This is a genomic window from Pelotomaculum sp. FP, from assembly GCF_004369245.1.
Taxonomy (GTDB): domain Bacteria; phylum Bacillota; class Desulfotomaculia; order Desulfotomaculales; family Pelotomaculaceae; genus Pelotomaculum_C; species Pelotomaculum_C schinkii.
The window spans coordinates 18689-39786 of sequence record NZ_QFGB01000001.1 but is presented as its reverse complement, the minus strand read 5'-3'; the positions used below and the strand labels follow the sequence as shown (position 1 = coordinate 39786).

The 21098-nt window shown below is 53.9% G+C and carries 19 protein-coding genes and 1 riboswitch; of the genes, 18 read left to right on the top strand and 1 reads right to left on the bottom strand.

Annotation, left to right across the window (positions count from 1 at the left end):
* Window positions 1-10: 10 nt before the first annotated feature.
* From Psfp_RS00150 to Psfp_RS00080, 15 genes are all read left to right on the top strand, one after another.
* Window positions 11-901: a DUF116 domain-containing protein gene (locus tag Psfp_RS00150; protein WP_134216525.1), complete on the top strand. Its 891-nt coding sequence runs from the start codon at window positions 11-13 to the stop codon at window positions 899-901.
* On the top strand, window positions 849-2213 hold the full coding sequence (rsmB, locus tag Psfp_RS00145; RefSeq protein ID WP_134216524.1) for a 16S rRNA (cytosine(967)-C(5))-methyltransferase RsmB: 1365 nt from the start codon (window positions 849-851) through the stop codon (window positions 2211-2213). Before Psfp_RS00150 ends, rsmB begins: the two co-directional genes overlap by 53 nt.
* Window positions 2214-2256: 43 nt before the next feature.
* Window positions 2257-3297, top strand: a complete 1041-nt coding sequence (gene rlmN, locus Psfp_RS00140) for a 23S rRNA (adenine(2503)-C(2))-methyltransferase RlmN (protein WP_134216523.1) — start codon at window positions 2257-2259, stop codon at window positions 3295-3297.
* 185 nt (window positions 3298-3482) lie between these two features.
* A complete protein-coding gene (locus tag Psfp_RS00135) occupies window positions 3483-4244 on the top strand; it encodes a DUF3662 and FHA domain-containing protein (protein ID WP_134216522.1) in 762 nt (253 codons plus the stop codon).
* A 2-nt stretch (window positions 4245-4246) separates the two neighbouring features.
* Entirely contained in the window at window positions 4247-4744 is a 498-nt protein-coding gene (locus Psfp_RS00130) for an FHA domain-containing protein (protein WP_134216521.1), read from the top strand.
* The gene (locus Psfp_RS00125) at window positions 4722-5435 is read left to right on the top strand and encodes a Stp1/IreP family PP2C-type Ser/Thr phosphatase (protein ID WP_134216520.1); all 714 of its coding nucleotides are present in this window, start codon (window positions 4722-4724) and stop codon (window positions 5433-5435) included. The genes Psfp_RS00130 and Psfp_RS00125 overlap by 23 nt, the downstream gene beginning before the upstream one ends.
* 98 nt (window positions 5436-5533) lie before the next feature.
* A complete protein-coding gene (locus Psfp_RS00120) occupies window positions 5534-6850 on the top strand; it encodes an FtsW/RodA/SpoVE family cell cycle protein (RefSeq protein WP_134216519.1) in 1317 nt (438 codons plus the stop codon).
* Entirely contained in the window at window positions 6847-8241 is a 1395-nt protein-coding gene (locus tag Psfp_RS00115; protein WP_134216518.1) for a penicillin-binding transpeptidase domain-containing protein, read from the top strand. Before Psfp_RS00120 ends, Psfp_RS00115 begins: the two co-directional genes overlap by 4 nt.
* Window positions 8242-8422: 181 nt before the next feature.
* A complete protein-coding gene (gene pknB, locus Psfp_RS00110; RefSeq protein ID WP_243120398.1) occupies window positions 8423-10315 on the top strand; it encodes a Stk1 family PASTA domain-containing Ser/Thr kinase in 1893 nt (630 codons plus the stop codon).
* Window positions 10284-11192 (top strand): ribosome small subunit-dependent GTPase A, encoded by a 909-nt coding sequence (gene rsgA, locus Psfp_RS00105; RefSeq protein WP_243120397.1) that lies wholly within the window; start codon window positions 10284-10286, stop codon window positions 11190-11192. The genes pknB and rsgA overlap by 32 nt, the downstream gene beginning before the upstream one ends.
* A gap of 2 nt (window positions 11193-11194) precedes the next feature.
* Window positions 11195-11860: a ribulose-phosphate 3-epimerase gene (gene rpe / locus Psfp_RS00100; protein WP_134216516.1), complete on the top strand. Its 666-nt coding sequence runs from the start codon at window positions 11195-11197 to the stop codon at window positions 11858-11860.
* Window positions 11860-11985, top strand: coding sequence for an RCKP-type rubredoxin-like domain-containing protein (locus tag Psfp_RS00095; RefSeq protein WP_134216515.1), 126 nt, complete (start codon window positions 11860-11862; stop codon window positions 11983-11985). The genes rpe and Psfp_RS00095 overlap by 1 nt, the downstream gene beginning before the upstream one ends.
* Before the next feature lie 138 nt (window positions 11986-12123).
* Window positions 12124-13449, top strand: coding sequence for an AAA family ATPase (locus tag Psfp_RS00090; RefSeq protein ID WP_192895204.1), 1326 nt, complete (start codon window positions 12124-12126; stop codon window positions 13447-13449).
* 317 nt (window positions 13450-13766) lie between these two features.
* Entirely contained in the window at window positions 13767-14681 is a 915-nt protein-coding gene (locus Psfp_RS00085; protein WP_134216514.1) for a hypothetical protein, read from the top strand.
* Between the two features lie 2 nt (window positions 14682-14683).
* On the top strand, window positions 14684-15946 hold the full coding sequence (locus tag Psfp_RS00080) for a radical SAM protein (protein WP_134216513.1): 1263 nt from the start codon (window positions 14684-14686) through the stop codon (window positions 15944-15946).
* A 61-nt stretch (window positions 15947-16007) separates the two neighbouring features.
* Here Psfp_RS00080 and Psfp_RS00075 read toward each other — a convergent pair whose 3' ends face one another.
* Complete coding sequence (locus Psfp_RS00075) at window positions 16008-18395, bottom strand: beta-propeller domain-containing protein (RefSeq protein ID WP_134216512.1); 2388 nt, start codon at window positions 18393-18395, stop codon at window positions 16008-16010.
* A gap of 189 nt (window positions 18396-18584) precedes the next feature.
* On the opposite strand from Psfp_RS00075, the gene Psfp_RS00070 reads away from it, so the two are divergent.
* The 3 genes from Psfp_RS00070 to Psfp_RS00060 all read left to right on the top strand — a co-directional run bounded on the left by Psfp_RS00070 (window position 18585) and on the right by Psfp_RS00060 (window position 21093).
* Window positions 18585-19001 (top strand): GntR family transcriptional regulator, encoded by a 417-nt coding sequence (locus Psfp_RS00070; RefSeq protein ID WP_134216511.1) that lies wholly within the window; start codon window positions 18585-18587, stop codon window positions 18999-19001.
* Between the two features lie 85 nt (window positions 19002-19086).
* Window positions 19087-19218, top strand: a riboswitch (FMN riboswitch).
* 121 nt (window positions 19219-19339) lie between these two features.
* Window positions 19340-20440 (top strand): bifunctional diaminohydroxyphosphoribosylaminopyrimidine deaminase/5-amino-6-(5-phosphoribosylamino)uracil reductase RibD, encoded by a 1101-nt coding sequence (gene ribD, locus Psfp_RS00065; RefSeq protein WP_192895203.1) that lies wholly within the window; start codon window positions 19340-19342, stop codon window positions 20438-20440.
* Between the two features lie 2 nt (window positions 20441-20442).
* On the top strand, window positions 20443-21093 hold the full coding sequence (locus tag Psfp_RS00060) for a riboflavin synthase (RefSeq protein ID WP_134216510.1): 651 nt from the start codon (window positions 20443-20445) through the stop codon (window positions 21091-21093).
* Window positions 21094-21098: the final 5 nt, after the last annotated feature.

The window sequence follows — 21098 nt, the reverse complement described above, 5'->3', positions numbered from 1 at the left end:
GTGATCCCAAATGTTCGTAAGCAACTTAATTCCGGTGCGCAAAAGGCTATTTATAGGCCTTCTCGCCGTCAGCTTGCTGTCGGCGGCCCTCTTTCTGGGCGGTATATACTACCTGGCCACTAACCCCAACAGGACGGCGTTTAACCAGATCCTGCTGCTGACACTGGCAGGCATGCTGTTTGGCGGGATGGTCGTAGCCGCTTTTGGCATTGGCGGAATAGTCCTGACCATCCTCTATGCCAGGGATATTAACGCCCTGCACGGCCCGATGCGGATTGCCGTCAGCCTTTTCTTTCCTATTGTCCTTACCCTCGGCAGGATTTTTCATATTGATGTGAACAGGATTAAAAGTTCATTTATTGAAGTCAACAACCACCTGGTCAGGTCCAAGGAGTTGAATATCCTGCCGGACCAGCTCCTGCTGCTGGCGCCTCACTGCCTGCAGAACAGTGATTGCCCGCATAAGATTACGGTTGATATCGACAACTGCCACCGCTGCGGGAGATGTCCGGTCAACAGCCTGCTTGACCTCAGGGACCGCTATGGTATTAAGGTGGGTATGGCCACCGGCGGGACCCTGGCCCGCAAATTTGTGCAGGAATACCGCCCCCGGGCCATAGTCGCGATAGCCTGTGAACGTGACCTGACCAGCGGCATTCAGGACTCAAACCCGCTTCCGGTCCTTGGTGTCGCCAACGAACGGCCATTTGGACCCTGTTTTAACACGAATATAACCCTTTCCAAAGTGGAGGAGGCAGTCCGTTTTTTTATACATGACAGGTGGCAGCCTCTCACGGGGACAGGGAAGGACATAGGCATAAACGACAATATGGAAGGGGTTAGCGTGGTTGCCCAAAATATCAGCCAGAGGACTGGCGCTAAGAGTACTCATAGATGTTGAGCAGGATGGCGCTTATGCCAACCTGGCACTGCATAAGGTCCTTGAAAAATACAGGCCCGGCAAGCTTGACCGGGCCTTTGCCACAGAGCTGTCCTATGGCGCTCTGCGTTCCCTGAACACGCTGGATTGGGTCCTGGCCCAGTTTGTCAGCCAGCCCCTGGCCCGCCAGTCGCCGGCTGTGCGCAACATCTTGAGGCTCGGCGTTTACCAGCTGATGTTTATGGACCGGGTGCCTCCTGCCGCAGCCTGCAATGAAGCGGCGGAACTGGCGCGCCAATACGGCCACCAGGGGGTGGTACGCTTTGTCAACGGAGTGCTGCGCAACGTAGCGCGGCGGCTTGGCGACATTAAATACCCGGCGCTGGAGGAGAACCCGGTGGAGCATATTGCGCTGAAATACTCCCACCCTGTCTGGCTGATCAAACGCTGGATGGAAGAATTTGGACTTGAGGATACTATTGCCATCTGCCGTGCCGACAACGAGCCCGCCCCCAATACCATACGCACCAACACTCTAAAAATTAACAGGGACGGCCTGGCGGACAGGCTCACCCGGGAAGGACTGTCGGTTGTTAAAACCGGCTTTGCTCCGGAAGGCCTGTATATAGAGGGATTCCTCTCCCTTGGTTCACTTGACAGCTTCCGGGAGGGATTCTTCCAGGTCCAGGACGAGAGCTCCATACTGGCCGGGAGGGCGCTCATGCCGCTGCCCGGCTCATTTGTAATTGACGCCTGCGGCGCTCCCGGAGGGAAAACCACCCACCTGGCCCAGTTGATGGAAAACCGGGGCAGGATCCTCGCCTTTGACATCCACCCCCATAAACTGGACCTGATTAAAGAAAACTGTGCCAGGCTGGGGATCGGAATAGTAGAGGCGGCTGCCGGTGATGCCAGAGAGCTGCCCGCCGGACTGCATGGACAGGCTGATTTCGTGCTGGTCGACGCCCCCTGCTCCGGGCTGGGCGTGCTCAGACGGCGTCCCGACGCCCGTTGGCGCAAGGACCCGGGTGAGATCCCGGCTGTCGTTCAGCTGCAGTCGCAGATTCTGGAAAGCGCTTCCCGCTGTGTGAAAGCCGGAGGCGTCCTGCTTTACAGCACCTGTTCCATAACGCATGAAGAAAACCTGGGGCAAGTGGAAGATTTCCTGAACGGAAACCCGGAGTTTGGGTTGGAAGAACTGGGTACAACCCTGCCCGGCGAGTTGGACAACAATGGGACCTTGCGCCGCGGCTACATCCAGCTTTACCCCGGCGACCATGGTATGGACGGCTTTTTTATCGCCAGAATGAGAAAAAAGGATCGGGTAAAATGATGGAGAATAGTTTGTATATAGACATAGAAGAAAGGATTCTAAAGTGAGCGCAGCAAAGGTTAACCTGAGGGACCTTACCCTGCCGCGGCTTGAAGTCTTTTTTACCGGGCTAGGGGTTGAAAAATACCGGGCCAAACAGGCAGCTGAATGGATTTTTAAGAAGGGTGTATCCAGCTTCGGGGAAATGACCAATCTCTCCAAGGATTTAAGAGAACGGATAGCAGGCGCCGCCTGGCTCAGCCACCCGGAGATCCATACCAGAGAGGTCGCCCAACAGGGGGACACCATCAAGTACCTTTTCCGGCTGCATGATGGTGAGGCGGTTGAGAGTGTTTTTATGAGGCATGACTATGGCAGCGCCGCCTGCGTTTCAACCCAGGTGGGGTGCCGGATGGGATGCCGCCTCTGTGCCTCCGGACTGGGGGGACTGGTCAGGAATTTGAGCTCCGGCGAAATGTATGATCAGGTCCTCGGGATCCAGCAGGACACCGGAGAGCGGGTGAGCCACGTGGTCTTGATGGGTTCGGGCGAACCGCTTGATAATTACCGGGCTACTCTTGATTTTATTACCAATATCACCGCCGTATACGGCTTAAACATCAGCGGTCGCCACATCACCGTATCGACCTGTGGTTTGGTCCCGGCCATTAGAGCTCTGGCTGCTGAGAAGCTGGCCCTGACCCTGGCTGTTTCTCTGCATGCCCCCGAAGATACCCTGCGGGATACTCTCGTGCCTATCAATAAAAAGTATCCCCTGAAAGAGCTGATAGCGGCCTGTCACGATTATGCCGGACAAACCGGCAGGCGGGTAACCTTTGAGTATGCCCTGATCGCAGGGATCAATGATCGTGAGGAACAGGCGCTGCAATTGGCCCGCCTGCTTGAAAGAATGCTGTGCCATGTCAACCTGATCCCGGCCAATCCGGTTGCCGAGAGGGGTGTCGTACCTTCTGCACAGGCGCAGGTTGAACTTTTTAAAGGTGTTCTCGAGCGCCATGGTATTGCTGTCACCGTCCGCCGAAAACTGGGCGCCGACATCAATGCCGCCTGCGGGCAACTGCGGCGCAGATTACTGGCGCCTTAATAAAATCTTCTACACTTTATTATGTGTACGGTTGCTGGTATGGTCCAACACTGATTTCAATCGCACTTGCACTGCGAAGCAGTTTAAGGGAGTTCTACTAATGCTTGTATCTACTGCATCTCTGCGGGGTCTGTGCGAAGGAATTCGCACCTGCTGTTAGCGTATTGAAGGAGTGGTGAGCGTCTATGGGGGTTTTCTCCGGCTTGGAGGGAAGCCTGGAAAAATACATTGATAGTTTTTTTAAGGATAATTTTGGCGGCCGCGTCCAACCTGTCGATATCGCCAAAAAACTGGCTCGCGAGATGAGGGACGCACGGCGGGTCAGTATTAGAAACATATACGTACCAAACCTGTACACTGTTTTCCTTCATCCCGCCGATTGTGAAAACATAGCCACTTTTAGCTCGCTGCTGGCCAAAGAGCTCGGGGACTATGTTACCAAGAAGGCGGCAGAAAAAAAATACACGCTGACCGGTCCGCCGTCTGTGAAATTTGAACAGGACCAGGCACTGCCTGCCGGGGGACTGCGGATAGCCGGTGAATTCAGTGAATCTCCTCCCGAAAAGGAGCATACGGCCCCGGATGAGAAACCTATCGAACATACCCAGCGTTTTCGCCCGGTCAAGGAATATTCCAGGGGGGAAGCAGTATCACCCGCCTGCGGATCCCTGCGGGTGAATGACGGGCCCGACCGGGGAAAGGTTTTTCAGCTTAAGGCGGCTTCTATTGTCTTGGGAAGGCATGAAAGCTGTGACATCGTCCTTAACGACAGCAGTGTATCCCGCCGCCATGCCAGGCTGGAACTGCACCGGGGGCGGTATACAATCGTGGACCTGGGAAGCACCAACGGTACCATGGTTAACGGTGTCAGAATCGGGACAAAGGTCCTGGAACCGGGTGATACGGTTATACTTGGGACAACAACCTGCTCCTTTAAGGTGGAATAACATTGTTAAATATCGCGATTATGGCTTTGCGCTACATTTTCCTGGTGTTCTTGCTGGTGTTCATCTTCAGGCTGGTTAAATGGATGGTTGGCGACCTTCAACAAACCAGGCGCCACTATTCCGGCCTGCGCCAAAAAACCGGGCAGCCGGCAGGGGTAGGCAATGCCACCAGTGGCGGCGCTCTGCTGGCTGTAAAGGATAGCGCCTCCCCTGATTTCAGGCCCGGGGATTTCCTGCCCTTAGGCCGGCAAAACCTGCTTGGCCGGGGGGAAGCCAGTGATATCCTGATCAGGGATTCGTTTGCTTCCAGCAGACACGCCAGGGTCTTTTTTAACGAAGAGCAGTACTGGCTTGAGGACTTGCAAAGCACCAACGGCACGTTTTTAAACGAGGTCAAGATTGACCAGCCTACTCTGCTGGCAGACGGAGACATAATCAAAATCGGAGGCATTATTTTTCAGTTTGTGAGGTGGGGACATGAGGTGGGCTCAGCTAACTGATAGAGGTCTGGTCCGGTCTCTTAATGAAGACAGCCTTTGTGTTTCGCCGGAAATCGGCCTCTTTGCCGTAGCCGACGGGATGGGTGGTCATTTGGCCGGTGAGGTGGCGAGCGCCACAGCGCTGCAAATGTTGGAGCAGGACCTTGGCAAGCGGCTGCAAAACGGAGAATTCCCGCAGCATGCTCTGGTTAACGCAGTTCAAGGAGCAAACCGCAAGATATTTGAACTGGCAGGCAGCAACCAGCAGTGGGCGGGTATGGGCACTACGCTCACGGCCTGCTTAAAGCGGGAGGAAGTAATTTATATAGCCCAGGTAGGAGACAGCCGGGCCTACCTGTTACGCGAAGGCCGGATCGCGCAGCTTACCGAGGACCATTCTCTGGTGCGGGAATTGGTCAAAAACGGGGGGCTAACGGAGGAACAGGCCTTGCAGCACCCGCAACGCAACGTCCTGACCAGGGCTTTAGGGATTGCGCCTTCCTTAACCGTTGATCTTTATCTTCACAAGGTAGGCCCGGGCGACCTGCTGCTGCTCTGTACAGACGGGCTCACAGGGTACCTTCGCCCTGAAGAAATTATGTTCACCGTCCGCACTTCACCCAACCTGGATACCGCTGCCCGTGTTCTTGTGGATAAGGCGCTGGGCGCCGGGGGGAAGGATAATATAACGGTAATTCTGCTGGAAATTTAGTGGGACGTCATAATTCAAGATTATACCAAATTACTAGTTCCGAAAAGACCCACAAAAAATGACAACCAGCATCGTATTTACATCTACGGAGGTATTGCATGAATTCTGCGGACCATGACAGGCCGGGCTTGTTGTCCAATGCCGCCTCTCTTTTCGGGAGCCGCAAGGCCGAGCAAAAGCTGCTCTTCCTGACCGGGGTTTATACCCTGGCCGGAATGCTGGTGATTTTCCTGACCATGCCCGGCGCGACCGGCCGCATCGCGCTGCAAGCAGGGTTGGCGACGGTTGCAGGTTTTTTCCTGGTGCATATTTATTGGCATTTTACGGGTTTTAAGGGTGATTGCTTTTTACTTCCGGTAACTGCGGTTCTTTCCGCTACAGGTCTCGTCTTTTTGTTCCGGCTCAACCCCGCCTATGGAACGCGCCAGTTTATATGGCTATTGGCCGGGCTGCTGGCGCTGCTGCTGACCACCAGGCTGCTAAAAGATTTCCGGTTTCTTGGCGACTATAAATATATCTATGCCCTGGTGGGACTGGTGGCCCTGATTTTGCCCATATTTTTCGGCAGGGAGCAAGGCGGGGCCAAAAGCTGGCTGGACTTCGGCCTCTTCCAGTTACAACCTTCTGAGTTTGTAAAAATACTGGTAGTCCTTTTCCTGGCCAGCTTTTTGGATGAAAACAAGGAGGCTCTGGCCGCAGGTACGAGGAGTGTGGGCTGGCTCAATATTCCAAGCCCGCAGGAATGGGTGCCGCTGGTGGTGATGTGGGGAGTATCGCTTTTGCTCCTGGTTTTCCAGAAAGACCTGGGTACAGCCCTGATCTATTTCGGTACTTTTTTGGCTATGATCTATGTGGCCACTTCCCGCATTGTTTACGCTGTTTTTGGCATGGGGCTCTTTTTGACGGGGGCGTCGGTGAGTTATTTTCTTTTTGACCACGTGCGTTCCAGGGTTGAAATCTGGCTCAACCCGTGGCCCCTTATTGATACAACCGGGTACCAGGTTATCCAGTCCATCTTTGCCATCGGTTCAGGTGGGGTAACCGGCGCCGGCCTGGGGCAGGGCTTCCCCAACCTGATACCTGCCGTCCATACCGACTTCATTTTCGCTGCCATATGCGAAGAAATGGGACTGGCCGGCGGTGTGAGCGTCATTATACTTTTTATGATTTTTGTTTACCGCGGGATTAAAATTGCTCTTAAGACCAAAGACGATTTTGCTTCCCTGGCGGCTGCGGGACTGACCGCGCTCCTGGGCCTGCAGGCTTTTATCATTCTGGCGGGAGTGACCAAAATGCTGCCGCTTACCGGGGTAACCCTCCCTTATATGAGCTACGGCGGCAGTTCCCTGGTTGCCAACTTTATCCTGCTGGGACTATTGTTAAACATATCTCACGAGGCAGAAATGCGCCTATGAAACACAATATTTTAAAACTGGGTTACCTGTTGCTGGGGCTGTTGGCAGTTCTGGTGATATATCTATCCTATATGCAGTTGTACAGGGGGCCTGCTCTGGCGGACAACCCTTACAACCGCCGCTATCAGGAATACGAGGCCCAGGTAAGAAGGGGTACAATTTATGACACCAAAGGGGCAGCCCTGGCCAAAAGCGATTACAGCCAGAGTAAGAACAGGCGGGTCTACCCGGCCGGTCAAAACACGGCTCAGATTATCGGGTACATTAATGAACGTTACGGCCGTGCCGGGCTCGAATCAGCTTACGATCGCAACCTTCTGGGTATGGAAGGCGCCGACCGTTTCAGAAACCTGCTCAACAGGCTCTTAGGCAGGGAACAGCTGGGCGGCGACGTTACCCTGACGTTGGATTCAGCCCTGCAAAAGCTGGCCATGGATTTGCTGGGCGGCCGGCGGGGGGCAGTGGTACTGCTGGATCCCAGGACCGGGGCAGTGCGGGTGATGGCTTCGAGCCCCAGCTACGACCCCAACCGCCTGGAAGATATCTGGCCCCAGCTGCTGCAGGACCCACAGGCGCCCCTTATCAACAGAGCAACCCAGGGCGCCTATCCGCCCGGATCGACTTTTAAAATCATTACCGCGGCTGCGGCGCTGGCGACCGACCTGAGCCTGGCTGAAAAAAGGTTTGACTGCCCCGGCTATCTGGTGGTGAACGGCTTCAAGCTTGATGATACAGCCGCGCACGGCGAGGTTGACTTGACCAGAGCGCTTGCTGTTTCCTGCAACACAACTTTTGCCCAGCTCGGTTTAATAGCCGGGGCGGAAGGTTTTCAAAGGGCTGTCAAAGCTTTCGGATTGCTCCAGGAGCCTCCGGTAGGTATTCCCGCCCGTGCCGGGACAATGGCCGCCGCCGGGGCGATGACCCCCACCGAACTGGCCAGCAGCGCCATCGGCCAGGGGGAAGTACTGGTAAGCCCGCTGCAGATGGCGCTTTCTGCCGCGGCCATAGCCAACAGGGGTATCATCATGCAGCCCTATCTGGTCGATACAGTCAAAGATTCTCTGGGAACAACGGTAAAGCAGCAAGTGGCGCGAACCTGGTTGACTGCGACCACCCCGGAGATAGCGGAAAAAATTAAAGCCGGGATGACAAGCGCGGTCAAAAACGGTACTGCCCAGGCCGCGGCTGTTTCCGGCATGCAGGTGGCCGGCAAGACCGGCTCCGCCCAAAACCCCCAGGGACAAACACACGCCTGGTTCATCGGTTTTGCCCCGTCTGACCAGCCGAGATTGGCAGTGGCGGTAGTATTGGAAAATGCCGGTTCGGGCGGCGCAGTGGCCGCGCCTGTGGCGGGAAGTCTCCTTGCGGCTGCCGTGGCGGCCGGCTACTAGCAAGCCGGCTGGAGGAAAGAGGACTGTTTCGTAAAACAGAGATTGTCTCCAGAGCTTTAAGTTAAAATAGCAACAGCCTTCTGCTTTGGCGCGAGTCGTGGTAAGATTACATCAGAATGCATAATGGCGCATCGCATAACCGGATCAATGGGCACAGGACTCTTTACATAATGAATTAGGGGTGAATAGATTGATCGGGAAACTATTGGGGAACCGGTATGAAATCCTGGAACAGCTGGGCGGCGGTGGTATGGCTATCATTTATAAGGGACGGGATACCTTATTGAACCGCCTGGTTTCCATCAAAGTTCTCCGGCCTGAATTCACTTGCGATGAGGATTTCATTCAACGGTTTCGCAGGGAGGCCCAGGCCATTGCCAGCCTTTCCCACCCGAACATAGTCAGCATTTACGACGTTGGTTGGGAGGACAAGGTCCACTACCTGGTCATTGAGTATATTGAAGGAGACAACCTGAAGAATTTGATCAGGGCGCAGGGTACAATCCAGACTGAGCGAGCGGTGGAAATTGCCCGGCAGATTAGTGACGCCCTCCAGCATGCCCATGAAAACAATATTGTGCACCGGGACGTAAAGCCCCAGAATATCTTGATAACCAGGGAAGGGCGGGCCAAGCTGACTGATTTTGGTATTGCCAAGGAGGCGACAACCGCCACACTGACCCAAACCGACACTATCGTAGGATCAGTTCATTACATCTCTCCTGAGCAGGCACGGGGAGAAACCGCGGGTCCCCGTTCCGATATCTATTCTTTGGGTATAGTATTATATGAAATGGTTACCGGCGCACTTCCTTTTGAGGGAGAAACGCCCATCGGCGTAGCCCTCAAACATATCCGGGAGGCGCCGCCCCACCCTTCCAGCCTTAACCCGGCAGTTTCACCCATGCTTGAAAGCATCATTGCGCGGGCAATGGCTAAAAATTCGGTGGAGCGCTATGAGACGGCGAGGCAGCTGTCCCTGGATCTGGATAAGGTAGCTAAACCGGTTTTCCAAAAGGCGGTCAAAGCTGATACAGACGATGAATTTGCCACCAGAGTGATCCCGACAATAACCAGAGGAAACTTATCTCCCCCACCCGCTGCGCCGGCGCCCGAACAGAATAATCCGGGCAGACGCCGTACGGCCTGGTTGTGGGCGGCGCTGGTGGCCCTGGGCTTACTGGCTGCAGGAGTTGCCGCCTTTCAGCTTTATATAAATGTTCCGGAGATTCCAATGCCCGCGGTGGAAGGAATGACCCAGGAAGAGGCGAAGAGCGAACTCCTGGCCAAGGGTATAAAAGAAAAAAATATTCAGATTACCTTGAGCGCCCACCCGACCGTACAGGCGGGCCGGGTGATTTCCCAGGACCCTCCCGCGCAAACAAGCGTCAAGGTTACCCGTACCGTAACCCTTACGGTCAGCCAGGGTCCGGAAGTCAGGACTGTCCCTGATGTTGTAGGGTACTCTGTAAGCGATGCCAGAATCAAAATCAGTCAAAATGAGCTCAATGTTGCCGAACCCCAGCAGGAACGCTATTCCGACGAATACCCGGAGGGGGTGGTGATGGACCAGGACCCCGAACCCAACACCAAACTGTCCAGAGGCTCCGGGGTTACCCTGTATGTGAGCAAAGGACCACAGCCGGCCGACATTCAAGTGCCCGACCTGGCAGGCAAGACCGTGGAACAGGCCCGGTCGGCACTGGATAAAGTAAAGCTAAAGCTGGACGACAATTTTACCAAGGCTTCCAGTGCTGCCTACATGGAGGGGCAGATTATCAGCCAGAGCCCGGACAAAGGTACAGCTGTGGTAGAAGGCTCGACGGTCCAGGTAACTGTCAGCAACGGGCCTGGCCCATCCCCGCGCACGTACAGGGTGGAATTCAGAGTTAAGGATGACGATAAAACCCATGAGGTTAAAATCGTGGTCAATGACGTCAGAGGAAGCAGCACTGTCTACGTCAATACCGAGCAACCGGGGAAAAAGGTCGTTAAAGATATTCAGTGCTACGGAAAAGCGGTGGTCCAGGTGTATATCGATAATGAGCTGTTTTCTGAGAAAACAATTGAATAGCAGCGGCAGAATGATGGAAGGAATAGTTGTCAAAGCCTACGGTGGTTTCTATTACGTCCTTGCCGGTGAAACAGAGTGGGAGTGCTCGCTCAGGGGGCGTTTCCGCCACGAGAAACAGCAGGTGCTGGTGGGTGACCGGGTAGAATTGACCCCGCGCCACGGGCGGGCCGGAGTGGTTGAGAAAGTGCTGCCCCGGACCAACGCTTTGGTGCGGCCGCCGGTAGCCAACGTCGACCAGGCCGTGATGGTCTTTGCCCTCAGAGAGCCCGAGCCCAACCCGGGTCTGGTAGATCGTTTTCTCATCGCCGCTTCGGTTAACCATATAGAACCCATACTCTGTTTTAACAAATCAGACCTTGACGGGGATACCCAGCTTGAGTTTGTTGCCAGGTATGGGCAGCTTTTTCGTGTCCTGGTGACCAGCGCCAAAACCGGTGATGGTTTAAACGAGTTGCTTCAGGCGCTCCAGAACAGGGTTTCGGTTTTTGCCGGGCCGTCCGGAGTCGGCAAGTCCACCCTGCTTAACGCTCTAATACCAGGCCTCAGGCTTAAAACAGGGACGATCAGCGATAAGACCAAAAGAGGAAAACACACAACCCGGCATGTGGAATTGATTAGCCTGCCTGCAGGGGGTCTGGTGGTTGATACACCGGGTTTTTCCAGCCTTGATTTACCTGATATGAAGCTGGAGGACCTGGCGGGTCATTTTCCGGAAATAGCCCAATTGCAGGGGGAGTGCTACTTCACCGGGTGCCTGCATGACCAGGAGCCCGGCTGTGCGGTTAAAAAGGCCGTTGATTCCGGCGCCATCCAGCAGTCGCGTTACCTGCAGTACCTGGAGTTTTTAAATGATTTAAAGGAAAGGAGGAGATACTAAGCGTGGTAAAGCTGGCCCCTTCTATTTTGTCCGCCGATTTCACAGCGCTGCTGGCAGACGTGCTGGAAGCGCAGGAAGCCGGGGCGGAGTATCTGCACATTGACGTTATGGACGGTCATTTCGTGCCCAATATTTCGATCGGGCCGCTGGTGGTTAAAGCTTTGCGGCCGAAAGTAAAGATGTGCCTGGACGCGCACCTGATGATTGAGAACCCCGATCTTTATATAGGAGACTTTATCAAGGCCGGGGCGGACCTGGTCACCGTCCACGCAGAGACAGGAACGCATCTCCACCGGACGCTGTCTTTGATCAAGGATCAAGGCGCTCTTGCGGGTATAGCCTTGAATCCGGCCACTCCTCCCTCAGCCATTGAATATATCCTGCCGCTGGTTGACCTGGTTTTATTGATGACGGTAAACCCGGGTTTTGGCGGACAGACCTTTATACCCGAGGTGCTGCCCAAAATACGGGTCGTCAAAAAGATGCTGGAGGAGCGCGGCCTGGCCGCCGAAATCCAGGTGGACGGGGGCATTAACCGCGAAACGGCAGCGGCTGTGGTCAAAGCCGGGGCTACTGTGCTGGTGGCCGGTTCAGCCGTATTCGGCGGGAGAGACATAGCGCGGTCGATCAAAGAGATTAGAAGAGCAGCGGAAGGTGGTGAACTCTGATGGCAGTTTTTAAATGCGCTGCGTGCGGCGCTGTCCTGGAGGCAAGGTGTAAGCCCGCCAAATGTAAAAGCTGCGGCGCCGAAAAGGACAAGCTGGTCAAGGAAGCCGCCCCAAAAAAAGGTTAAGTTCGGGAAGCAAGGGGACGGTTCTCCTGCTTCCAAAGCATTGCTTTGGAAGCAGGAGAACCGTCCCCTTGCTTCCTTTTTGGATAGACTTGCGGACTTTAGGCAAAACTTAAGGCATATAAGGGGAGGCTGCATAAAATGCCGTCCATATCTATACCAAACAACACCCTCCTGGTTTTAAGCGGGCCGCCGGGTTGCGGTAAATCTACTTTTGCCTTGAGTCACTTTGAGGAGACGGCTGTAGTATCCTCCGACCGCTGTCGACTTCTCGTCAGCGATGATGAGACAAATATCTCCGCCTCTAAAGAGGCGTTCAAACTCTTCCGCTCTCTCATTGAATACCGCCTGGCTCTCGGGCGCTTAACGGTCGCTGACTCAACCGCCTTGACCCGGCGGGCCCGCAGTGAACTCCTGGCCATAGGCAGAAAATACAAATTCCACGTGGCGCTCCTGATATTCAATACTCCTGAGCCGGTCTGTCTGGAATGCAATGCGGGCCGGCAGCGGCAAGTGCCCCGCAAGGTGATCGGAGCTATGAGCAGGCAGCTTGGCAGAACTCTGCAAACAGCGGAGGAAGAAGGCTTTAACCAGGTCTTAACGCTTTCCCGGGAGGACCTGCAGGACCCTGATTTCAAGGTGAATATACGAAGCTTTGAGGCAACTTATCCGGGGCCTTTTGACTTGATTGGAGATCTGCACGGTTGCTATGATGAACTGATTATGCTTCTGGGTAAACTGGGTTATCTTAGGCGTTTCGGCCGTTTTTTTCACCCGGCAGGTCGCAGGATGGTGTTTCTGGGTGACCTGACCGACCGAGGGCCGCACAGCCTGAAATGCTTCTGGCTGGTGAAGGCCATGGTCGACGCCGGCAGCGCCCTCTATGTGCCGGGCAATCACTGCCTGAAACTTGCTCGCTTTCTGGAAGGAAGAAACATCAAGATCGCCCACGGCCTGGAAAAAACAGTAGCTGAAATAAAAGAACTGCCGGAGGATGAAAGGCGGCATTTGAAGGAAAACTTCCTCTCCCTATACCGCCAGGCTCCTCCGTACCTGGTTCTTGATAATGGTAAACTCGTGGTGTCGCACGGGGGTATCACAGAAGAAATGATTGGGAAGGTAACGGAACGGGTGAAAAACTTCTGTTTCTTCGGAGATACCACAGGGGAGGTCACGGACGAAGGCCTTCCGGTCAGGCGAGACTGGGCCGGGGACTACTCGGGGGATGCTCTGGTTGTCTACGGGCATACCCCCGTGCCTGAGGCGTTGTTTGTGAACAATACCATAGACATTGACCAGGGTTGCGTATTGGGCGGCAAACTTACGGCGCTCCGTTATCCGGAAATGGCAGTGGTCCAGGTCCCTGCGCTGGCCGCCTACTATGAAAGGGCCGGTTTTCACAGTAAAGCTGTTGAGACCAGTGAGGATCGGTCCAAATATGAGGAACAGCCTTACCATAGTATTTGATTACACAACCATAGTATTTGATTACACACCCACCGGGTGTATTTTTTTGCACTTAAAACAATGCAATAGTAATCCATCCAACTCTGAAAATGTGTTAAGCATATGGAGCGATATCCCAAAAATGTGGGTGCGAATTCATTTGCGCAAATATGACATTAGCCACACGAGTTTGGCGCTGGCGCGCCGTGTGCGATTAAAATCGCAGGTGTTTTCATGATACGTGGCGCCGCTGCCGGCATGGCGACTATCCTACACCAAATCATAGCTGCAAACATATTCTGGCAGCAGGATGAATTTATTTAAAGGAGTGGCTCAACTTGTTGGAACAATTGAAAGCCAGTCAAGGGAAAAAAATTGTTCTTGAACTGGTTAACGGAAGAATAATAGCCGGGACCATTGTAGCAGTAGATGAAACTTTATTACGTATGGAAACAGAAGAGGGAGTCGGGATCATCCCTGTCAGCGCTGTTCAAATTATCTGGGACACTTTGAAGCGATCTTTAACCGGGGAGGATATGGATCAGTTAGCCCAACAGCTAAAGGATAAATTTCAGGTTCAAATCGCCTGTTCCGGCTTCCAATTCAACTGCCGGCAATCGTACATCTGCAGGCCGCCGGACTACTGCACAGGCGCCTTTGCCTGCCCGGGCGGCAGCTACGCGCCTTCCCAGGGAGGTTCCCAGTGCCCCATTACCTATGGTTGTGCGGGCACACAATTTTACGGCTTTGCAGGGCCGCAGGGAAGCGGGCAAACGTATGCCGGTGAAACGCCTAAAGCTGAGATCGCCTGCACCGGCTTCCCCGGTTTCTCCTGCGCCAGGAGCTATATCTGCAGGCCCCCGGATACCTGTACTTTCTCGTTTGCCTGCCCGGGCAGCTATGTGCCTAGTTTCCCATCCGGTGGCGGAGCATGTCCCATCTTCTTCTGTGGCCCCTTCCAGTTCGGGCAGCCCTGCGGCCCCTTCCAATTCGGGCAGCCGTGTGGTCCCTTCCAATTCGGACTACCCTGCGGTCCCTTCCAGTTCGGACAGCCGTGCAGTCCTTTCGTATTTGGACAGCCGTGCAGTCCCTTTGTCTTCGGCGGTTCGCAATGCGGCGTTCCAGGCGGATTTGTTTGCCCGGGCCAGCAGTTTATAGGTGTGGCGCCAATGACAGGAACAAAGTCTCAGGAACCGCCCCTGCCGCCTGCTGACTTTGCTGTGCATAAGCAAAATAAAGATCACAAGGAATAGTTATGAGTAAAAACAGCCGGGGCGGTTGGTTAAACCATATCGTTGACTTTATCGGAGAGTACACCGGAACAAATCCGGTTTACTCTCCCCTGGATTTAACCGGGGTTTTGCAGGCAAAATTTTTCATAGGACCGGAGGATGCCGGAAAACTCGTCAATATTGTGGAGAAAGAACTGGCCAAGAGAAAACTTGGCCTGGCTGCTATTGAGTTGAATTTGACCTTTAATTGCAACTTAACCTGCGCCTATTGCTTTATTCATGAAAAAGACCCCCTGGAAAGAATGACCCTGACTACAGCTAAAAATGCAATTGACCTCCTGCTGGAGCGGGCGGCATTTCCGGCGGTAAACATAACATTAATCGGCGGCGAGCCCCTCCTGGAGTTTGATTTAATTAAACAAATTGTACCCTATGCCCAGGCGGCTGCGGGAAAGCGCAGCCTTACTGTCACCTGGTCCGTTACCACCAACGGGACGCTGATCAACGAAGAAATCCTAAAATATTTTGCCATAAATAAAATCAACATGCTTTTAAGCATGGACGGTGGGGAAAAAACCCACGACCGCTACCGCAGGACGAAGAGCGGCAAGGGTACATGGCATAAAATCGCTGAAATGATACCGCTCATAAAAATGTACCAGCCCTGGCTGGGTGTGAGGATGACTGTCAGCACCGAGGCCATAAGCGATATGAGAGACGACTTCAAGCAGTTGGTGGGTTTGGGTGTCAACCAGTTTATTATTGCTCCGGCTCAGGGCGCAATGTGCTGGAGTAAAGAGCAGATCAGGCAGTACGGGCTTAACCTCGTAGATATACTTAGGGACTACCATGAGTTAAAACACAGGGGAATCCCCATATTTATAGAGGAATTTGAAAAGGATGAGAATGAGTACACAGGGTGGGGCTGCCGTGCCGGCAGTACCTCATTGGCCGTGGCGCCCAATGGGGATGTAAGTCCCTGTTCAAAACTGCTGGGATTGACCAGTGCGGAAGGTAAATATATAGCCGGCAATGTCAATACCGGTGTTGATGTTAATATGCTGGAACCTTTTCGCAATCCAATCACCAGGCAGCCGAGGCACTGTAAGCAGTGTACAAGGAAATGCAGCGGGGGTTGCTACGCCGTAAACTTTGAGCAGACCGGTGACCATTTTACCGCATCCGAGGAAAACTGTCTGTTCTGGGTGGTCTGCCAGGAAACCAAGAGGCTGTCAAAAATGATACGCATGGGCGCCCAGAGTTATTTGTCAGGCGGCAAATTTTAAGTTGCAAGCGCCGGGGGTGATTAACCCCGGCGCTTGTTCTCTATAAACGAAAGCTATGCTGTTATTTAATCTCAAGCCGTTTTATCTCCTGAAGGTCATCCAGCCGGTTCGCCGCGATATAACTGTTGGATAACGTGTAAAGGTCGTCATTGATATAGAGGATGCGTGCAACGTTCTTGTCGCTGTCATACCAGTAATTGCCTGATTTAAGGTAGTCTTCCGCAGAAAGGTGGGTAATCTTCCCTTTCATGGAAAAGCCGTGGGTCAAATCCAGGTTGTAAACATACGCCCCCTGGAAGGCGAAGGTCCCGTACTGGGGTATTGCGCCGTCAGGCGCCGCCTGGCTATCGTCCACAACCATCACCCTGACCGGGAAAGCCAGCAGGTTTTTGCCTTTGTCAAACAACAGCGCTTTATGGTTGTGCAGGAGCTCGGAGTCCGTGCCCCTGTCTCCGATTGTTTCCCTGAACATCTCAACCGGGTTATTGACATCGGTCACATCAAAAAGCGCCATTTTCATGCCTGTGTAGAACGCCATGCTCTCGTCTGCGCTGAAAGCGTTGCCGCCGCTTAGCTCGACCGTATCCTTGCCGAATCCGATGACGTGGTTTTCGTCGTACGGGTGGAGGTAGTCACTATAGCCCGGTATCTTCAGGGCGCCGAGGATGGCGGGGTTGCCCGGATCTTTTAAATCCAGCACAAAGAACGGGTCTACGGTTTTGAAAGTTACCAGGTACCCGCGATCACCGATAAACCTTGCGGAATAAATCTTTTCACCGGGCGCGATGTTTTCCAGCCTGCCGGTAATGTTAAGGTTTTCATCCATGATGAAGACATTGTTACGGGAGGTATATTGGTCGGTCCGCCAAATATCACCCTGGGTAGTGGCGATCCTGAAATTGCCGAGGTGCTCGTCCATGGAAAACTGGTTCAGGATATGGCCCGGCGCCTCTCCTTTAGCCGCGTAGCTCACCCGGCCTTCACTGAGAGTAAACCTGTAAATTCTGGTGACATTGCTGCTATAGGGCGCCGGCAGCAGTTCCTGGTCTGCTTCTTTAAATTGCCGGTATCCGGTCACCGCGACGTAGAGGTTTGCGGTGGAGGCGTAGATATTATCGCCGGAACCCAGGTAACTGGAGACACTGGCTTCCTGATCCGGTTGGTCCAAATTGATCCCGGCCACGAGCAGGTAACCTGGCTGGATGAAATCAGGAAAGCATTTTATGTTGGGATAGTCGATTTCGATGAAGCTGTCCTTTACCGCTGTGTCGCGGTATAAAGGCCCGGGGTTTTCAATTTCACTCCCCGGGGAATAATAGAGGTGCTGGTTGGCGACCAGGTAAAAGGATGACCCGATCTTGCGCGAGGATATGTAGCTGCCGTTCAGCTCCAGTTCGCGCAGTTGTTTAATACCGGACTTATCCTCGATGTTGTAAATGATAGCCTTGACCGTATTCCGGTAGTAAGGGGGCATAATCCCGATTTTTTTCTGGCTTTCATCCTTATACATGGGCTCGTACACCTGGCTGTGGGTGGTCCCGATCACCACCAGGTATTTTTCATCCACATACATCTCCAGAGGTGAAAAGTCCTTGCCGGTAAAATCGAGGGTACTGACCACTGCCATATCTGCGGCGGGCTGCGCCCTGGTGACCACTACCCGCTCCCGGTTAACCTGGTAGATGTAGACTCCGTCGGTTTTGACGATATCCGCTTCGTCCACACCCTCAACCTGAATATTGGTTTTAGAATAACCGGCGTCAGACTGCGGGGCGGCGGCCCCGGTTGCCGAAGATTCAGCTTTTTGGTTGGCAGACTGCGGCGCCCTTAACGTGAGGGCCTGATCAATAAGAACTTCGTTGTAAAAGCCTCCGCTGCGTGACTGTGCATTTGCCAGCAGGTCTTTTAAGTTTTCGTAGGAGCCTACGGAGGGTAGAGGCGCGGCTTCATTAGCCGGTTTATGCGCTATACTGCCGGGCGGACCCACCAGAACGGTCGAGGTGGCCTCATCCCAACCCACCTCATACCCCAGGGCTTGCGCCAACCATCTGACTGGCAGAAACATCCGCCCTTCCTTGAGGAGGGGAGGCGCATCTATAGCCTGTTCACTGCCGTCCACGGTCAGGGCCGCCCGTCCAACGGTAATGATGATTGTTTTCCCATCTGTGGAAGTGAGGGTTGCCGATTGGTTAAGAGCGTCCCAAATGACACCGTTCTCCGGGATACCCAGGGCGTAGGCCAGGTAGCGCGCCGGGACGTAAGTGTGGTTGCCCTCAACAAAGGGAACTACGTCCATTGCTCTGGCCTGCCCGTCTGCTATGAATGTCGCCTGATTAACCACAAAGCTGGCGTTATGGTCCGGCGCCGCGCTTGCGCCCCGCTGCTGGTTTAATATGATTGCCGCAGTGAGGGCCAGGACCAGGACTCCGACAGGTAACAGTTTTTTCATGAAAAGAACCTCACTTTAAATGGTTTTATCTGTTAGACAACGGGCGCAATGGTTTGGTTCAAGCTGCTGGAATTTATTCTTTATCCGGCTGGCAGCTTTTTAACACCAAAGTAAAAATATAGCTATTTTTTTGCCTGAATTGGCTGTATAATTTAATACGGATTTTTAAAGTAAAAGGAAAGGTGAGTAATGGAAAACGGGAACACAACATCACCCCTGCATACCGCCCGCTATATCACCATAGCCATGGATATTGCGGAGAGAGTGCTTAAGGGTGACTACAAAGAGGGTCAGAAAATCTCAGGACGATCCACTCTGTCCGGCCTTTATAATGTCTCACCGGAAACCGTGCGCCGGGCTCTGACCCTGCTGCAGGAGGCGGACGTAGTGAGGGTACTGCCGGGGGCAGGTGTGCATGTCAATTCTGTAGAAGCGGCGCGGGATTACCTGGCTGAATCCGGCCAATATAAGGTGGTCAAGGAAATGCAGGAGCGTCTCGCCAGGATGGTCTTGGAGCGCAACCAATTAAACGCTAAAATTGAGCATCTTACCACAGAGCTTTTGGAATATATCTCCAGCATCCTTTCGGCAAAACACAAAATATGATACAATCAGACTATAGGCCTGATCGAATTGCTTACTGTTGACATTCGACAGAATGTCTCATATAATAACACTATAAGTAAATACGGTGGACCTTCAGGGACGGGTGTAATTCCCTACCGGCGGTATGGCTGCCAAGCCGAGCCCGCGAGCCCTTGCATGGGGCTGATCCGGTGAGATGCCGGGGCCGACAGTAAAGTCTGGATGGGAGAAGGTGGAAGCCGGCCGCGAGAAAAGACTTTTTCCGGGTCTGTTTTCCTTTATTGTCCAAAAAGCCCTGAGGCGACGAGCTCAGGGCTTTTTTATGACCCTTTATCATAACAGTGAGGCTCTATATTAATATGGACAAAAGCTATATGAAATTAGCCCTCAAGTTAGCGGCCAGGGCGCGGGGCCGGACCAGTCCCAATCCCATGGTGGGAGCTGTGGTCGTTAAAGACGGCAATATTGTGGGACGCGGTTTCCACCAGAAGGCCGGTACGCCTCACGCGGAAATCCATGCTCTAAGAGAGGCCGGGTCAGAGGCCAGGGGAGCTACCATCTATGTGACCCTGGAACCCTGCTGTCATTACGGACGCACCGGTCCCTGTTCCGAGGCGGTAATCCAGGCCGGTATTGCCAGGGCGGTTGTCGCCATGGCCGATCCCAACCCTCTTGTAGCCGGGAAAGGTTTGAAAAGGCTTGAAGAAGCCGGGATCAGCGTGACACTTGGAGTAATGGAAGAAGAGGCCCGCCGGTTAAATGAGGTCTTTCTCAAATACATAGCCACACGGCTGCCTTTTGTAGTGGCCAAGGCTGCTGTCAGCCTTGACGGCAAGATTGCCACCCGTTCAGGCAAGTCCAGGTGGATTACCGGCCCCGAAGCGAGGGCTTACGGCCATCTGCTGAGAGACAGGTACGACGCTATCCTGGTCGGCATCGGCACGATTTTGGCCGACGACCCTGCTCTGACGACCCGCTTGCCGGGTGGTAGAGGCCGTGACCCAGTGCGGGTTGTGCTTGACAGCAGGGGCCGTACTCCTCCGGGGGCGAAGGTTTTAAACCAGAGTTCAGAGGCCCCCACAATTATTGCCGTGACCAAAGAAGCTCCTTTTGAGCGTATTGCGGCATTACGGGGAGCAGGGGCGGAAGTGCTGGTGGTTAGTGAGGGACCCCGTGTTGATCTGCCTGCGTTAATGAAGCTCTTGGGCGCAAGGGAGATTACCTCGGTCCTGATCGAAGGAGGAGCCGGTGTGCACGGCTCCGCCCTCGAGGCCGGGATTCTCGACAAAGCGGCCTGGTTCATCGCCCCGAAAATTATCGGCGGGAGCGAGGCGCCCGGCCCGGTTGGCGGGTTGGGCGTTGACGACCCGGCAGAGGCTCCGGAATTGGAACGGGTTAAGATGAGGCGGCTGGGTAAGGATTTTTGCCTGGAGGGGTATTTTAAATATCGAGGTGGATAGATTTGTTTACCGGGATCATTGAGGAAATCGGGGTCCTGCGCAGCATCAGACGCGGTTCTGATTCTGCCCAGCTGGTCATAGAGGCAGAAAAAGTTTTGCAGGGCAGTCAGGTCGGCGACAGCATCGCTGTTAACGGAGTATGCCTGACGGCTGTTCGTTTTGAAACCGGCCGGTTTACCGCCGACGTCATGGCGGAGACCCTGGACAAAACCAACCTCGGCCTCTTGCACAGCGGATACAAGGTCAACCTGGAACGGGCTTTGCGCCTGGGGGACAGGCTTGGCGGCCACCTGGTCAGCGGCCATATCGACGGGGTGGGGACCATAACCAGGCAGGAAAGACACGACATCGCCACTCTGGTAACGGTCAGGGCGCCCAAAGAGATTATGCCCTACATGATCAAAAAGGGCTCGGTGGCCATTGACGGGACCAGCCTTACCGTGGTTGATTTGGAAACTGAACATTTTCGGGTGTCCCTGATCCCTCACACCGCTCATGCTACCGTACTGGGCCTTAAACGGGTGGGTGACACGGTCAATCTGGAAGCCGATATCATTGGAAAATACGTTGAAAAACTGGTCTCCCCCAAAGAGGAAGCCGGGAGGGAGTCCAGGCTTACTATGGGTTTTCTTACCGAACATGGCTTTTTATAAACGAA

Excerpts from the sequence above, each read along its gene's own strand:
- ribD (WP_192895203.1), top strand. The coding sequence starts at position 19,340 with ATGGACAAAAGCTATATGAAATTAGCCCTCAAGTTAGCGGCCAGGGCG.
- Psfp_RS00070 (WP_134216511.1), top strand. The coding sequence starts at position 18,585 with ATGGAAAACGGGAACACAACATCACCCCTGCATACCGCCCGCTATATC.
- Psfp_RS00075 (WP_134216512.1), bottom strand. The coding sequence starts at position 18,395 with ATGAAAAAACTGTTACCTGTCGGAGTCCTGGTCCTGGCCCTCACTGCG.
- Psfp_RS00090 (WP_192895204.1), top strand. The coding sequence starts at position 12,124 with ATGCCGTCCATATCTATACCAAACAACACCCTCCTGGTTTTAAGCGGG.
- Psfp_RS00095 (WP_134216515.1), top strand. The coding sequence starts at position 11,860 with ATGGCAGTTTTTAAATGCGCTGCGTGCGGCGCTGTCCTGGAGGCAAGG.
- rsgA (WP_243120397.1), top strand. The coding sequence starts at position 10,284 with ATGAGCTGTTTTCTGAGAAAACAATTGAATAGCAGCGGCAGAATGATG.
- Psfp_RS00125 (WP_134216520.1), top strand. The coding sequence starts at position 4,722 with ATGAGGTGGGCTCAGCTAACTGATAGAGGTCTGGTCCGGTCTCTTAAT.
- Psfp_RS00135 (WP_134216522.1), top strand. The coding sequence starts at position 3,483 with ATGGGGGTTTTCTCCGGCTTGGAGGGAAGCCTGGAAAAATACATTGAT.
- Psfp_RS00150 (WP_134216525.1), top strand. The coding sequence starts at position 11 with ATGTTCGTAAGCAACTTAATTCCGGTGCGCAAAAGGCTATTTATAGGC.
- Psfp_RS00115 (WP_134216518.1), top strand. The coding sequence starts at position 6,847 with ATGAAACACAATATTTTAAAACTGGGTTACCTGTTGCTGGGGCTGTTG.
- Psfp_RS00120 (WP_134216519.1), top strand. The coding sequence starts at position 5,534 with ATGAATTCTGCGGACCATGACAGGCCGGGCTTGTTGTCCAATGCCGCC.
- Psfp_RS00080 (WP_134216513.1), top strand. The coding sequence starts at position 14,684 with ATGAGTAAAAACAGCCGGGGCGGTTGGTTAAACCATATCGTTGACTTT.